Source organism: Desulfovibrio sp. 1214_IL3152 (assembly GCF_036763055.1).
In the GTDB taxonomy this organism is placed as follows: Bacteria; Desulfobacterota; Desulfovibrionia; order Desulfovibrionales; family Desulfovibrionaceae; genus Desulfovibrio.
In genome coordinates, this window is record NZ_JBAIYW010000117.1 from 1 (window position 1) to 15,151 (window position 15,151).

Genomic DNA, 15,151 nt, shown 5'->3' on the forward strand with positions numbered 1-15,151 from the left:
AACTCATCCAGCTCAACCTGCTCGGTTCGGCGTCTCTGGAAGAACTCCTGAATCCACGACGGCGAAGAAAAGATAATCTTCAACATCTCAGCCTATTAGAATTGGGTGCTTAGCCGGACAGCAATGCCACCTGCTGACAAAAGCGCCTTCCTGCCGTATGGAAAGACATGTCCAATCCACACATTCTGCACATTCTTTCTGAAATTGCCGCAGGCCGCCTGCTGCCTGAAACAGCCCTTGAACAGCTTGGTGCGCAAACAGTTTGCGATACCCTGAACGGTCTTACGCTGGACACCCAGCGGGGCCTGCGCACCAGTCTTGGCGAAGTGGTTCTTGCCCAGGGCAAAAGCGATCAGGCATTGACAGCCGCTGTTGCCGGTCTTGCAGAACATGGCCCTGTTCTGGTCAGCAGAGTCAGTCAGGCCCAGGCTACCCTGCTGAAAGAACACTTTCCCACTGGCCGCCATTGGGCTTTACCGCGACTGTTTTCAGTGGGCGGCGCGCCGGGTTTTACGCAGGCCATGCAGTCCCCCTGGCCGCAGCAAGGCGAAGCACTGGTGGTAAGCGCAGGAGCCGCAGACACACCCGTAGCACTTGAGGCGTACGGCGCCCTGGCCTTTTGGGGAAAAAGCTGTGGTTTTATTGCCGATGTGGGCGTTGCGGGACTGCACAGGCTTGCCCCCCATACGGCATCGCTGCGCAGCGCAAAGGTCATCATTGCCGTGGCCGGTATGGAAGGCGCTTTGCCCGGCGTACTGGCAGGGCTTGTGTGCTGTCCGGTGCTGGCTGTGCCTGCCTCCGTGGGGTACGGGGTAGGATCAGGCGGTTTTGCGGCCCTTACCACCATGCTTGCCACCTGCGTGCCGGGCGTGGCTGTTCTCAATATCGACAACGGCTTCGGAGCCGCGGCCTTTGCAGCCAAAATGCTCCATAAAAAACTGGCCGAAGAAAACTGAACCGGCCAAAGAACCCACAAGACTCACTGAAAAACGCCAGACCGCCAGCATATGGCGGTCATTTTTTTGAGCGCGCAGGAAAAATACATTTTTGTTCCTTACTTAAGTAACATTATAAAATATTTTACTTTTTTACGAACAATATTCTTTGTTTCCACGCCTTTTTTCCTGCGGCACGGGCTGCCATCATGCGTAAACTGCATGAACCGCCATGCCGGGTGACGCCACATTGTTCCTTTCTTTTTCCGGATTTCGCGTCGGGATTTTCCGGTTGAAATGCTCTAGAGCAGATTAACTTTGAGAATATACATTCTCAAAGTTTAAGGCACGCTCACTTCGGCGTTTAACCGCGCAGATAAACTGCGCTTACGCCTCCGTAGCGAACGTCTGCTCACGCAGCCGCCAGAGCAATTTCAAAGTGAAATTGCTCTAAACGCTGCATGCCCTGAAAGCAAAAAATACGGACAAACCACAACGGTTCGTCCGTATTCTACCAGTGTTATCCACAATATTCTTTGAAAACAGAGACCGGGCTTATGCCCATCCTCCCACAACAGCCCCGATGCCCAGCATATTGGCGGCTGCCATGCGCCACTGTGTCTGCATAAAAGAGCTGGCGCTGTCCGCAGATTCAAGCTGGTCAATGGCGGCGGTAATATCATTCAGCACAGACGGCACATACGTAATGACATCCGTCGTGTCGGGCGGGGTATTCTGCACAATCAGCGTCAGTCCTGAAAGCGGCTGAAAATACGTCATGACGGCCCTCCTTGCGAGAGCGGCGTTACTTCAGCGCCGCCCCTTTTTGGCGGGTTTGCTTTTTTCCTTTTCCACAGGCTTTTCAGGCACGGGAACAGGGTTCTCAGGCACTATGCTGCCCGGCTCATATTCAGAAAGAGCTTTTTCGCCGTTAAGATAGGCCAGTTCAAGAGTTACAGCTCTTTCAAATTCGGCCATGGCCTTTTTGGACACCGGCTCACCACGCGGGTTGATGGCCTTGGCCGGGTCAATGAACTTTCCATTCTGGCGCAGGCGAAAATCCAGGTGCGGCCCTGTTGCCAGACCTGTACTGCCCACAAAACCGATAACCTGCCCCTGGCGCACACGCTGCCCTTTGGCAAGGCCGCGCGCATAACCTGAAAGATGCGCGTACATGGATTCCAGCCCGGCAGTATGCTTGATGACAATCTGGTTGCCGTAGCCGCCGACCCAGGCGCGCTGCGTTACAAGCCCGTCACCCACGGCCTTGACCGGAGTGCCTGTGGGGGCCGCATAGTCCACACCGTGGTGGGCGCGCCTATAGTTTAATATGGGGTGCAGGCGGCTGTTTGTAAAGCGCGAGGTAATGCGCGTAAAGGCCAGAGGGGCCTGTAGCAGGGTCTTGCGCAGGCTTTCGCCCTTGCGGTTATAGTATTCGGCCCTGTTGCCATTGCGAAAAAGATAGGCTTCGTAGGTTTTGCCCTTGTTGGTGAAATGGGCGGCAAGAATACGTCCGTAGCCCTTGTATTCACCATCGCGATAGCGTTTTTCCACCAGCACGGCAAAAGAGTCGCCCGATTGCAGGTCACGGATAAAGTTTACTTCCGCGCCGAAAAGATCTGCCAGCTTGAGGGCCATTTGCGGGCTTTCGCCCATATCGGCCACGGCCTGGAACAGGTTGTCGTTGATGGTTCCCGTAACAGAGTCCAGCAGCACAACGTATTCAATAGGCTCCACCCTGGCGGCGGGGGTGTCTGTTCCCTCCACCACAAGACGGCGATGACTGTCTATCTCGTATTCAAAGCGTTTAACCTTGCCGGATTCCATATCTGTAACCACAACATACGGTTGCCCTTCACGGAAAGCGCGCATGGAAAAAACCTGACGCGCCGCGCTGATGTACTGCTGTGTTCCCTGCCCGCCGGAATTTTCAAGAACCTTGCTGACGGTATCGCCCTTTTCAAAGGTTCCGCGCACCACGGCCTCGCCGGGCGCTGCCCCGGCATCCGCCGCATCGGCTGCCGCATCGGCGGCCGTATCTGCATGGTCTGCGTTGGCTGCTTCACTGGAAGGGGAGGAGGGTGAGGAAGAATCCGGTTCGCCTGCGGGATCGCTTTCGGTGTTTTGCTGGCCTGCACCGTCCTGGGGAGCGGCGTGTTCCTGCGTTTTTTCACTGTCCGCAACTGCAGGCTGTTCCTGCACGGATTCCGGCCCGCTGACAGCCGTAAGACCGGGCAATCCCACATGACGGGCCACGACAAAACCCAGCACCGCCAACAGCAAGACCCCTGCCAACCATAGTCTTTTGTTCTTCGATCCCATGAGGAGCTTATACGCATGGGCAAGGAGCTTGTCCAGTTCAAGGGTAAAAGGCCCGTCCCGCGCCCCTTTTGCACCGTTATGCTCCCTTGCGCGGGCCTTTCATATCATACAGGCGGGGAATGACAGCCCCACACCTCCATCACATGGATGCGGACATGCTGCAGCGCATGCGCCTGAAACATACAAAAAAAACATGGCGTCACCAAACCAGGGACAGAAAACAAAGGCAGCCTGCAGCCTGAAAAAAAAGCGAAGCGCCCGAAAAGACTGCGCTGTGGCACAGCGTTTTCCACAGGCATCCACAGGAAACAGTATTTGCGAGGGATGGCGGCCCTCTTGTTTGAAATCAACTTTTATGCTACGAGTATCTCTTGTTCCTATACGGCCTGGGCCGCAAAAACCGAGCCTCACGCCGAACCTGCGGGAAGATACTTTGTCCACAGGGTACGCCCTGCAAGGCGAATGAACCACGTATATGATGCTGAAAAAAGAGTTGCGGGAAATACTGGCGAAAAATAGGGCCACAGCGGGAGAAACCTGGCTGGACAGCCTTACCCTGCGCCAGGAGGAAAACACCCTGAGGGTGGTTTTTCCGCACATGTATTTTGCAGACTGGTTCAGTCAGCACAGGCGTGCCGCCTTTGAAGACGCGCTGCACAAACATTTTACGAGCCTGCACGAAGATTCCATACCTCAAATAGTTTATGAAAGCGCCAAGCCCGGCGCTTTTGCCGCCAGGAATCAGCCGCAGCCCGTCAGCCCTTTTCCTGCACCGGAGTGCCTCGACAACACAACGGAAGAAGCGGAAGACCCCTTCGCAGACTTTATCTGTAACGATAAAAACGCTTTTCCCCTGGCAACAGCCAGAGAACTGGCCGGCGACACTTCATCCACGGCCTATAACCCTTTTTTGGTCTGCGGGCGCAGCGGCACAGGCAAAAGCCGCCTTCTTCAGGCCATGACATCCGTGATGTCCCGCACTGCCGATCCCGCCCGCATGGTCTGCTCCAGCGCCGCCCGTTTTTGCTCTGAACATCTAGTGTGGGGAAGACCGGAACTGTTCTGGCTGCGCTATGACATTCTTGTTCTTGATGATATTCAAGATCTTGCCGCCCATGACGCCTGGCAGCGCAAACTTGTAACCATAATGGACAGTTGTCCCGGCGGGCAAAAAAGCTCCCCGGACAGTTCCCCACGGAAAGAGGCCCCGCCAACAGGCGAACAGACAGGCAGGGCCGCGGCACGCATGATATTCGCCTGCTCCGGCCAGCCGCAGGCCCTGAAAACGCTGGACGAACGCCTGCGTTCGCGCCTTGAAAGCGGGCTTGTGGTAGAACTTATGGAGCCGGACCTGTATGTCCGCCTGCGCTATCTGCAAATCATGTGCAAGGAACGGCAATTGCCGCTGACACGGGAGCAGCTGCTTTTTCTGGCGCAGCGCTGTTCACAGTTCCGGCTTTTGCAGGGTCTTATGCTCAAGGTGGGGGCGTATTGCGCTGTGAAGGGCAATAACCTTACCCAGGCTGATATGGAAAATATCGTGCGCACCGGGGTGGCGGAAAAAATGCCCGGCTGCCGCGAAATTCTGGGAGAGGTTTCCAGAAAGCTCAACCTGAGGCCCGAAGACGTGCTTGGCGGCAAACGCCGACCTGACCTGGTGCTGGCACGGCAGGTATCCATGTACATATGCCGCCGCAAGCTTGGTCTTTCCTACCCGGAACTTGGCCGTGCTTTTGGTGGACGCGACCACAGCACCGTCATATATGCCATTAATAAAATTAAGAAATTGATGGTTAGTAACAAAAGTGTACACCAACTGGTAACAGAGATTGAAATGAAAACACCCTGACCCCGGAAATCAGGGCAAAAGCTTTTGGCCCGTTACCGGCGTTACTAAAAAACACCTTGGAATGTTCCACAAAAAATTCAATTTTTACAAGGCTTTTAAGCCGATAAGAACATAGCAACACTGCCAATAATAGTTAAGGAAAGAATGTATGAAACTTACTGTTAATAAAGAGCAGATCATTGAAGGGCTGTTGAAAGCTGTTGCCATTATTCCCGCCAAGGCAGGGGCGCAGTATTTGCGCTCCATCTGGCTCAAGGCGGAAGACGGCGGTCTTTCGGTCATGTCCACCGATGCCAATATCGAGTTTACGGGACGCTATCAGGCAGAAGTGGCTCAGCCCGGGCTTATCGGCGTGCAGGGCAGGGCCTTTGTGGATCTGGTGCGCCAGCTGCCTTCGGGTGTGCTGCATCTTTCCCTTGACGAGGCTTCGGGCAATCTGCTGGTGGAGCAGGGCCGCCGCACATACAAGCTGCCTGTAAGCGGGGCCGAGTGGTTTCAGAATTTTTCCAGCTTTCCTGAAGAAAATACGGTAACCTGGTCGGGCGACTTTTTGCAGGACCTTCTGGACAAGGTGACATTTTGCATCAGCGATGACGACGCTATGGACGCCATTGCCTGCCTGTGCATGATGCCCAAGGGCAATGGCCGCATCGACGTGTGCGGGCTTAACGGCCATCAGTTCGCTCTTGTTTCCTTTACGCACGACGAACTTGCCGAGCGCCTGCCTGAAGAAGGCATTCTTATCCAGAAAAAATACCTTCAGGACATGAAGAAATGGCTTGGCGTGGACGAGATAGAGCTGAGTATTACCGGAAAGCGCCTGTACCTGCGCAGCATGAGCAGGGCTGAAACCCTGAGCCTGCCCCGGGCTGCCCATCAGTATCCGGACTACAGTATCTTCATGAGCAAGCTGGCGAGCGAAGACATGCACCCCATGACCATCGACCGCAAAGAAGCAATGGAAGCCCTTGGCCGCATTCTTATTTTTAATACCGAAAGCGACCGCTGCACCTACATGGACCTTTCCTCCGGCGAGGCGCTGCTTTCCGCCCAGGGGCAGGACGTAGGCTCGGCCAGCGAAAGTCTGGAAGTAACATACGGCGGCGACATCAAGCGCATCGCCTTTCCCACCCGCAACCTTATGGACGTGCTGGCCCACTTTGTGTCCGGCAAGACAGACATGATGCTTACGGGCGCTGAAGGCCCCTGCGGCATACGCGGGGCCGATGACCCGAACTACACCGTCATCATCATGCCCATGAAGGTTTCGGAAACGACATATTATAGCGAGGAAGACGTTTAATGGCTCTCCAAACCCCCGTCGACGGCGGCTACACCGCTTCTTCCATTACCATTCTGGAAGGGCTTTCGGCCGTTCGCAAACGTCCGGCCATGTACATCGGCTCCACGGACGCGCGCGGCCTGCATCACCTTGTCTACGAAGTGGTGGATAACTCCATTGACGAGGCCATGGCGGGTTTTTGCACGCGCATCACCGTCATTCTGCACGCCGACAACAGCGTGACCGTGCGGGACGATGGCCGCGGCATTCCCGTGGACATCCACCCCAAGGAAGGCGTACCCGCTGTTCAGGTGGTCATGACCAAGTTGCATGCCGGCGGCAAGTTTGACAATACAAGCTACAAGGTTTCCGGCGGTCTGCACGGCGTGGGCGTGTCCTGCGTCAACGCGCTTTCCGAAGAGCTTACGGTTACCGTGCGCCGTGACGGCAAGCGTTATCGCCAGCACTATTCCCGTGGCATCCCGCAGGATCAGCTGGTCGTTATCGGCGAAAACGTGGACGGCCACGGAACCACCGTGCGTTTCAAGCCCGATGAAGAGATTTTTGAAGTTTCCGAGTTTTCTTACGATACGCTTAAAAAACGTTTTGAAGAACTGGCCTATCTCAACAAGGGCCTGTTCATCGAATGCATTGACGAGCGCATCGGTGAAACCCACGTGTTTCACGCCGAAGGCGGCATACGCCAGTTTGTGGGCGACCTCAATTCCGGCGAGCAGGGCATCCATTCCATCGTTTTCGGTGAAGGCATGGTGGACAACGTCACCGTGGACTTTGCCCTGCAATACAATGCCGGCTACAAGGAAAATATCCTTACCTTCGCCAACAACATCCGCACCAAGGAAGGCGGAACCCACCTGGTGGGCTTTCGCACGGCCCTTACCCGCGCCATCAACGGCTACATCAAGGGCCAGGCCGACCTGGTCAAAAAAATGAAAAATACAAGCCTGTCCGGCGATGACGTGCGCGAAGGGCTTACGGCCGTCATCAGCGTCAAGCTGCCCCAGCCGCAGTTTGAAGGGCAGACCAAGACCAAGCTCGGCAACAGCGAGGTTGCCGGTCTTGTGGCGGGCGTGGTGTATGATCGCCTGAACATCTATTTTGAAGAAAACCCCAAGGATATCCGGCTCATTATTGAAAAGGCCGTGGATGCCGCCCGCGCCCGCGATGCCGCCCGCCGCGCCAAGGAACTGGTGCGCCGCAAGGGCGCTCTTTCGGACAACTCCCTGCCCGGAAAGCTGGCGGACTGCCAGAGCAAGGATCCCAAGGAATCCGAACTGTTCATCGTGGAAGGTGACTCGGCCGGTGGTTCGGCCAAGCAGGGGCGTAATCCGAAAAATCAGGCTATTCTGCCCCTGCGCGGCAAAATTCTGAATACGGAGCGCACCCGCTTTGACAAGATGCTTGCCAACAAGGAAGTAAAAAACCTCATTACGGCCATGGGCGCCGGTATCGGTGAGGACGACACTGACCTTGAAAAGCTGCGCTACCACAAGATCATCATCATGACAGACGCCGATGTGGACGGCGCGCACATCCGCACCCTGCTGCTGACCTTCTTTTTCCGTCAGTATCAGGAAATGGTGGAACGCGGTTTTGTCTACATCGCCCAGCCGCCGCTGTATCGCGTTCATAATTCGCGCATGGAAAAATTCATCAAGGACGATGCGGAACTGAACAGCTTTCTGCTTTCGCGCGTCAGCGAAGACGTCACGGTAACGGCGGTCAACGGCAAGGAATACACGGGCACGGCCCTCAGCAGCCTTGTGGAGCGCATTGAAACGCTTGAGCTGCGCCTCGACGACGCTGAAATGACCGGAACCCCGCGCGACCTCTTTCTGGCGCTTACAACGTATCCTGAGCAGGTGGATGCGGCCATGCTTGAGCGGCAGGACACCGGTCTTGTGGAATGGCTCAACGAGCGCGGCTACATGCTCACGCTTGAAAATGAGCAGAGCGAAGACGACGAGGAACGCCTGTTTGCCATATTTGAGAATACCGGCGGCCATCAGACGCGGCGCGGCATGGAGTTTTTTGCCTCGCGGCTGTACCGCATGACCTGGCAGCTCTTTGCCGAACTGCGTGAGGAATGCGGCGGCCTGGATTTTGTCATGCGCCGCAAGGATAGTGAAACCCCCGCGCAAAACCTGTTTGGTCTTATGCGCATGGTGCTGGACGAAGCCCGCAGGGGTATCAATATCCAGCGCTACAAGGGTCTGGGTGAAATGAACCCCGAGCAGCTCTGGGTAACCACCATGAATCCTGAAAACCGCATCCTGCTTCAGGTTTCTGTGGAAGACGCCAACGAGGCTTCGGACGCCTTTATGGAACTTATGGGAGACCGCGTGGAGCCGCGCCGCGAATTCATTGAGCGCAACGCCCTGGCCGTACACGATCTGGATATTTAGGAAAGGTTTTTTGGGCAAAGCGGGGATGCGGAGTTTTCAGTTCCGCCGTTGGCTCTTGCCGACCGCGTGGCGGCCGCAGGAGCGCCCTGCCGGAGAATGCCGCATGGCAGTCTGCAACAACCCTTTCCCGGGGCATCCCAATAAACTTTTATAGGGAGTGGCATGAACAGTTAGAGCTATTTTACTTTGAAATTGCTCCAAGACGGCTCCACACGGATTTTCAGAAAGCAGTGTTTTCTGAGCCCGTCGCAGACTGTTCGCATCCACCCAACATCATTACTCAGCGAGGCCAGCAGTGGCAGAAATGCAGCAGCCGCAGATAAGCATAGAAACTGAACTCCGCAAGTCGTATCTGGAGTATTCCCTTTCGGTCATCATCGGCCGTGCCATCCCTGACGCCCGTGACGGTCTCAAGCCCGTTCACAGGCGCATCATGTTTGCGCAATACGAGCTTGCCAATAACTATAACCGTCCGCACAAAAAGTCCGCCCGCATCGTCGGTGACGTGATCGGCAAGTATCACCCGCACGGCGACTCGGCGGTGTATGGTGCGCTGGTGCGCCTTGCGCAGGATTTTTCCATGCGCGATCCCCTGGTGGACGGTCAGGGCAACTTCGGCTCCATTGACGGCGACGCCCCGGCGGCCATGCGTTATACCGAAGTGCGCATGTCCAGGCTGGCCCAGGAATTTCTGGGCGACCTGGACAAAAATACGGTGGATTTTCGCCCCAACTACGACAATACCTTGCAGGAACCCACGGTTATGCCCAGCAAGGTTCCCAACCTGCTGCTCAACGGCAGTTCGGGTATTGCCGTGGGCATGGCTACCAATATTCCGCCCCATAACCTGGGCGAACTGTGCGATGCCCTGCAGTTGCTTCTGGATGATCCCCAGTGCAGCATTGACGACCTGATGGAGCACGTGAAAGGCCCGGACTTTCCCACCAGCGGCTATGTGTACGCGGGCAAGGGACTGTACGACGCCTACCATACCGGCCGCGGCACGGTGAAAGTGCGCGGTCGCATGGAAATCGAAGACCGCAAAAAAAGCGCGCAATCCATCATCATCAGGGAAATTCCCTACGGCCTGAACAAGTCCTCTCTGGTGGAAAAGATCGCGGCCCTGGTCAATGACCGCAAGATTGACGGCATCACCGACCTGCGCGACGAATCCGACCGCAGGGGCATCCGTGTTGTCATCGACCTCAAGCGCGGAACCATTCCCGAGATCGTCATCAACGCGCTTTACAAGTTCACGCCGCTGGAATCGAGCTTCGGCATCAATATGCTGGCCGTGGTGGACAACCGCCCGCAGCTTCTGAATCTCAAGACCGCGCTGACCTGCTTTGTGGACCACAGGCGCGAGGTGGTCATCCGCCGTACCCGTTACGATCTTGAAAAAGCCGAGGCCCGCGCCCATATTCTTGAAGGCCTGCGCATCGCCATCGACAATATTGACGAGGTGGTGGCCCTTATCCGCGCTTCGGCCAGCCCGGACGAAGCGCGCGCGGCCCTTATGAAGCGCTTTGAGCTTTCCGAGCTTCAGGCCAAGGCCATTCTTGAAATGCGCTTGCAGCGCCTTACGGGCCTGCAGCGTGAAGAGCTTATGGCCGAGTACAAGGATCTTCTGCAAAAGATCGAATTCTACCGCTCGATTCTTGAAAATAACGAAGTGCTGCGCGGGGAGATCAAGCGCGAAATCCGCGAAATCCGCGAAACCTTCACCACGCCTCGCCGCACCGAAGTGCTGCGCGAAGCTCTTACCGACATCGACATTGAAGACCTTATTCCCGATGAGGATGTGGTCATCACCCTGTCGCGCCGTGGCTACATGAAGCGCACCGGGCTTGAAAATTACCAGCAGCAGAAACGCGGGGGCAAGGGCATTGCCGCCCTGTACACCTCTGACGACGACTATGTGCAGGAGTTTTTGAGCACCACCAACCATCAGTTCCTGTGTCTCTTCACCAACAAGGGCCGCATGCACCAGCTCAAGGTGCATCAGGTTCCTGAAGGCAGCCGTACGGCCAAGGGCGTACACATCAACAACCTGCTGCCCCTGGAAGAGGGCGAGTGGGTCACCACCGTGCTTGCCCTGCGCGAATTTGCCGAAGACAAGTACTTCCTCTTCATAACCAGGCGCGGCATGGTCAAGCGTTCTTCGGCTTCACTGTACGCCCGTTGCCGCAAGACCGGCCTTATGGCCGTGGGCCTGCGCGAGGACGACGAGCTTGTGGTGGTGCGCCCCATTCGCAACGACAGCCATATTGTGCTGGTCACGGCCGACGGCATTGCCATACGTTTTCCCTGCAAGGATGTGCGTCCCATGGGCCGCGTAGCCACGGGCGTCAAGGGCATAGCCCTGCGCCGGCAGGATTTTGTTGTGGCCGGGGTCATTGTGAAGGAAACGGATCAGACCACGGAAATCATGTCCATTTCCGCCAACGGCTTCGGCAAGCGCACCAGCATCGAGCTGTACCGTCTGCAATCGCGCGGGGGCAAGGGCATCATCAACTTCAAGGTCACGGGCAAGACCGGGCCTGTGGTGGGCGCCATGCCCGTGCGTGATGACGATGGTCTTATCCTGCTCACTTCATCCAACAAGATCGTGCGCATCGGTCTGGACGAAGTGCGCAGCAAGGGCCGCGCCACAATGGGCGTCATGCTTGTGCGGCTGGACGAAGGCGCGCATGTGGTGGGCTTTGACCGTGTGGACGAAGGCGGTCAGACCGGCCGTGATCTGAGCAAGGAGATGGACGATGATGTGGTGGAGGGTGCAACTTCCCCTGCCACTGGCGCGGCCCCTTCGCCTGCTGCTGATGTGCCTGACGGTCTGGCTGACGGCCCGGCTGATGACGACGCGGATGAAGGCCCTGAAGGCGAAAACGCCTGATATGAACCAGCATGATGTTTTTCACTGTTGAAAAACATGGTTTCAGGGGGGCAATGCCCCCCTGTCCGCCTGAAGGGCGGCAACGTGCCTCTGACAGGCGCGGTTTTTTTCTTTTTTCGGTGGCGCGCAGGCTTGCGCTGGCCGTGGCTTTCTGTTTCTGCCTTGGCCTTGCGGGCTGTGACAGCCCGGCATTGCAGGGTGACGACCTCTCTCAGGCCAGGGAGGCCGTGGCGCAGCGCCAGTGGTCCCTTGCCGAAAGGCTGCTTGAGCGTTATCTGCGTGAGGCACAGGACAGTCAGAGCGCGGACGACCGCTGGGAAGCCTGGCAGCAGTTGCTGCTGGTCGTCAATGCCGCGGGGCAGGAACCCCGCGCCAGCCTGGAATATCTTGAAACCATGCTGGAAGAGTATATGGACGACGACGCCCGCAGCGCGGTCGTCCTGCGGCGCATGGCCGAGGTCAATGAAAGCCTGCACCGCCATGAACGTGCCGTGGATATCTGGAATGTCTACATAGGGCTTGGCGGTCTTGGCCCGGAGCAGGTGCTTGAAGGTCACCGGCGGCTGGCGGCCATGCAGTTCAGCCTGCGGCGTTTTGATGCCGGAGAGGACACGCTCCAGCAGTGCCTGGGCCTGCCCCTGCCGGATCATGACAAGATCATGTGCATGTATGATCTTGCGGACCAGAATATGGCCCGGGAGCGCTGGCAGGATGTGGCGGATCTTTCGCAGCAGATACTGGACAGCGACCCTGACCAGAACCTGCGCGGGCTGGCCGGCTATCTGCTGGCCGACGCCCTGGAACAACTGGGCAAGGGCACGGAAGCCCTGAAACAATTTGAACTGGCGCGCGACGCATACCCCAATCCGTCGGTCATCGACAATCGCATTGCGCATTTGCGCAAAAAACTGAAGAAGTAAGGCTTATGATTAAGCACGAATGCGGTGTTTTCGGCATTTATGACCATGACGATGCTGCCCGTCTGGCCTATTTCGGCCTTTATGCCCAGCAGCACCGGGGACAGGAAAGCGCGGGCATAGTCACTTTTGACGGCAAAACCGTTCACGAGCGTCGAAGCATGGGCCTTGTGCCCGATGTTTTTTCCGAGGCTGATCTGCAGCGCCTTACCGGGCGCCACGCTGTGGGGCATGTGCGCTATTCCACCACGGGCAGTTCGTCCAGCGGCAACGCCCAGCCTTTTCTTGCCAACTATAAGGGCAGGGCCATTGCGCTGGCCCATAACGGCAATCTGGTCAACGCCGCCCAATTGCGTGAAGACCTGGAAAACGAAGGGGCCATTTTTTCCACCAGCAACGACACCGAAGTGTTCATGCACCTTCTGGTGCGCGCCCTGCGCCACAATGACCTGCCCGGAGCCGTCAAGGAAGCGTGCTACAGGGTGCAGGGGGCATATTGCCTTCTGGTCATGGCTGACGGCGTCATGGTGGCCGTGCGCGACCCTCACGGCTTTCATCCGCTTGCTTTCGGCCGCATGAACGGCAGCCCTGTCTTTGCCTCTGAAACCTGCGCTTTTGACCTGCTTGAGGCCGAATTCGTTCGCACGGTGGAGCCGGGCGAAGTGGTGGTGGTGGAAGGCAACAGCGTGCGCAGCGAACGCCTCATAAGCCCCATGCCGGAAAAGCCCGCCCAGTGCATTTTTGAGCTGATCTATTTTGCCCGGCCGGACTCCTATGTTTTTGACGAGCAGGTGTACCAGTGCCGTAAAAAGATGGGCTGGAACCTGGCCACGGAATCCGCGCCGGATGTGGATTTCGTCATGCCTTTTCCTGACTCGGGCATTTATCCGGCCCTGGGTTTCGCGCAGCGTTCGGGTCTGCCCTACGAGCATGCCATGATACGCAACCACTATGTGGGCCGCACCTTTATCCAGCCTTCGCAAAGCATGCGCAGCTTCGGCGTGCGGGTAAAGATCAATCCCGTGCGTGAAATGATAGAAGACAAACGCATCTGTATCATTGACGACAGCATCGTGCGCGGCACAACCATGATGACCCGTGTGAAAAAACTGCGCGAACTGGGAGCAAAAGAGGTGCATATACGTATTTCTTCGCCGCCGGTCATGTCGCCCTGTCATTACGGCATAGACTTTTCATCACGGGGCGAGCTTATTGCCGCGCAGCACAGCCTGGAAGAAATACAGCGCAAGCTGGATGTGGATTCTCTGCATTACCTGAGCATTGAAGGGCTTATGGGCGCCGTGAGCAAGCCGCAGCACTACTGCATGGCCTGCTTTACCGGCGAATATCCCGTGCCTTGCGAGGAATGCGGCGGCAAGTTTAAGCTTGAAGGCTCCTGCGGTTCACGCTAGTTTCTGGCCCCGGGCAAAAATTCAGGCTCAGGGAGCACAAGAGCGTCTTACCTTTGGGAATTGTATTCTCACAGCCGTAATACGCTCACTACGGCGTTTAACAGCGCAAATACAGAGCGCGGCCGTCTTCGGCCACAGCCCCCTGGGGCAAGGCTGAAGCTGCGCTTACACCTTTGCGGCGGACGGCTGCCAGCGCAGCAGTCAGAGCAATTTCACGCTGAAATTCTCTATTGCGCCACCATTGAGGACGACATGAGCATTGCACGCATCAAAGGCTTCGCGGACATGTTTCCGCCGGACAGCGACATCTTTACCCGTATGGAAAATACCGCGCGGGATATTTTCGGCCGCTACGGCTTTGTGGAACTGCGCACGCCCATTGTGGAATTTACCGAGCTTTTTCAGCGCTCCATCGGTGAGGAAACCGACGTGGTGCAAAAAGAGATGTATACCTTTCCCGACCGCAAGGGCAGGTCGCTCACCCTGCGGCCGGAAGCCACGGCGGGCGTCATGCGCGCCTATATCGAAAGTGCCCTCGCCAACAGGGAACCGGTAAGCCGCCTGTTCACCACAGGTCCCATGTTCCGCTATGAGCGGCCGCAAAAGGGCCGCATGCGGCAGTTCCACCAGATCAACTGTGAATGCCTCGGCTCGCACAGCCCCTATGCCGATGCCGACCTTATCAGCATGCTGCTGCGCTTTCTTGCCGCCCTGGGCCTTGAAGATCTGACCCTCAAGGTCAACTCACTGGGCTGTTCCCAGTGCCGCCCCAAGTTCAAGGATGCGCTGCTGGCTTATCTTGAAAGCGTGGACAGCACCGCCCTGTGCGCGGACTGCGCCCGCAGGGTGCATACCAACCCCTTGCGCGTGCTGGACTGCAAGCAGCCCGGCTGCCGGGCCATCACCGATGCGGCCCCTAAACTGCTGGACTATAACTGTCCGGAGTGCAGGGCGCATTTTGACACTGTGCTTGAGCTGCTTAACGGCGAAAATCTGCCCTTTGAGCTTGACCACAGGCTTGTGCGCGGGCTTGACTACTATTGCCGCACCACCTTTGAGGTGGTAAGCGGCAGTATCGGCGCGCAGGCTGCCGTTGCTGGCGGCGGCCGCTATGA

General features: G+C 57.0%; 10 protein-coding genes. 8 read left to right on the top strand and 2 right to left on the bottom strand.

The window, feature by feature from the left end; all coding sequences use genetic code 11:
- The first annotated feature begins 167 nt into the window (after nt 1–167).
- Nucleotides 168–956, top strand: coding sequence for a nickel pincer cofactor biosynthesis protein LarB (gene larB, locus V6C07_RS02360; protein WP_333534780.1), 789 nt, complete (start codon nt 168–170; stop codon nt 954–956).
- Between the two features lie 534 nt (nt 957–1,490).
- On the opposite strand, the gene V6C07_RS02365 is transcribed toward larB, so the two are convergent.
- Complete coding sequence (locus tag V6C07_RS02365; protein WP_333534781.1) at nt 1,491–1,715, bottom strand: hypothetical protein; 225 nt, start codon at nt 1,713–1,715, stop codon at nt 1,491–1,493.
- Nucleotides 1,716–1,745: 30 nt separating this feature from the next.
- Nucleotides 1,746–3,257: a M23 family metallopeptidase gene (locus V6C07_RS02370; RefSeq protein ID WP_333534782.1), complete on the bottom strand. Its 1,512-nt coding sequence runs from the start codon at nt 3,255–3,257 to the stop codon at nt 1,746–1,748.
- Between the two features lie 475 nt (nt 3,258–3,732).
- Here V6C07_RS02370 and V6C07_RS02375 point away from each other — a divergent pair, with 475 nt between their 5' ends.
- From V6C07_RS02375 to hisS, 7 genes are all read left to right on the top strand, one after another.
- Nucleotides 3,733–5,106, top strand: coding sequence for a helix-turn-helix domain-containing protein (locus V6C07_RS02375; RefSeq protein ID WP_333534783.1), 1,374 nt, complete (start codon nt 3,733–3,735; stop codon nt 5,104–5,106).
- Nucleotides 5,107–5,254: 148 nt separating this feature from the next.
- Nucleotides 5,255–6,409 (top strand): DNA polymerase III subunit beta, encoded by a 1,155-nt coding sequence (gene dnaN / locus V6C07_RS02380; protein ID WP_333534784.1) that lies wholly within the window; start codon nt 5,255–5,257, stop codon nt 6,407–6,409.
- Nucleotides 6,409–8,814, top strand: a complete 2,406-nt coding sequence (gene gyrB / locus V6C07_RS02385) for a DNA topoisomerase (ATP-hydrolyzing) subunit B (RefSeq protein ID WP_333534785.1) — start codon at nt 6,409–6,411, stop codon at nt 8,812–8,814. The genes dnaN and gyrB overlap by 1 nt, the downstream gene beginning before the upstream one ends.
- 304 nt (nt 8,815–9,118) lie before the next feature.
- Nucleotides 9,119–11,707 carry a DNA gyrase subunit A gene (gene gyrA, locus V6C07_RS02390; protein ID WP_333534790.1) on the top strand — a complete coding sequence of 863 codons (2,589 nt, stop codon included), beginning with the start codon at nt 9,119–9,121 and terminating at the stop codon, nt 11,705–11,707.
- An 11-nt stretch (nt 11,708–11,718) separates the two neighbouring features.
- The gene (locus V6C07_RS02395) at nt 11,719–12,627 is read left to right on the top strand and encodes a tetratricopeptide repeat protein (protein ID WP_333534786.1); all 909 of its coding nucleotides are present in this window, start codon (nt 11,719–11,721) and stop codon (nt 12,625–12,627) included.
- Between the two features lie 5 nt (nt 12,628–12,632).
- The gene (gene purF / locus V6C07_RS02400; RefSeq protein ID WP_333534787.1) at nt 12,633–14,036 is read left to right on the top strand and encodes an amidophosphoribosyltransferase; all 1,404 of its coding nucleotides are present in this window, start codon (nt 12,633–12,635) and stop codon (nt 14,034–14,036) included.
- Between the two features lie 252 nt (nt 14,037–14,288).
- A partial coding sequence (hisS, locus tag V6C07_RS02405; RefSeq protein ID WP_333534788.1) for a histidine--tRNA ligase occupies nt 14,289–15,151 on the top strand: 863 nt, incomplete at its 3' end.

Coding starts and splice junctions, on each gene's coding strand:
- larB (WP_333534780.1), top strand. CDS start 168: ATGTCCAATCCACACATTCTGCACATTCTTTCTGAAATTGCCGCAGGC.
- V6C07_RS02365 (WP_333534781.1), bottom strand. CDS start 1,715: ATGACGTATTTTCAGCCGCTTTCAGGACTGACGCTGATTGTGCAGAAT.
- V6C07_RS02370 (WP_333534782.1), bottom strand. CDS start 3,257: ATGGGATCGAAGAACAAAAGACTATGGTTGGCAGGGGTCTTGCTGTTG.
- V6C07_RS02375 (WP_333534783.1), top strand. CDS start 3,733: ATGATGCTGAAAAAAGAGTTGCGGGAAATACTGGCGAAAAATAGGGCC.
- dnaN (WP_333534784.1), top strand. CDS start 5,255: ATGAAACTTACTGTTAATAAAGAGCAGATCATTGAAGGGCTGTTGAAA.
- gyrB (WP_333534785.1), top strand. CDS start 6,409: ATGGCTCTCCAAACCCCCGTCGACGGCGGCTACACCGCTTCTTCCATT.
- gyrA (WP_333534790.1), top strand. CDS start 9,119: ATGCAGCAGCCGCAGATAAGCATAGAAACTGAACTCCGCAAGTCGTAT.
- V6C07_RS02395 (WP_333534786.1), top strand. CDS start 11,719: ATGATGTTTTTCACTGTTGAAAAACATGGTTTCAGGGGGGCAATGCCC.
- purF (WP_333534787.1), top strand. CDS start 12,633: ATGATTAAGCACGAATGCGGTGTTTTCGGCATTTATGACCATGACGAT.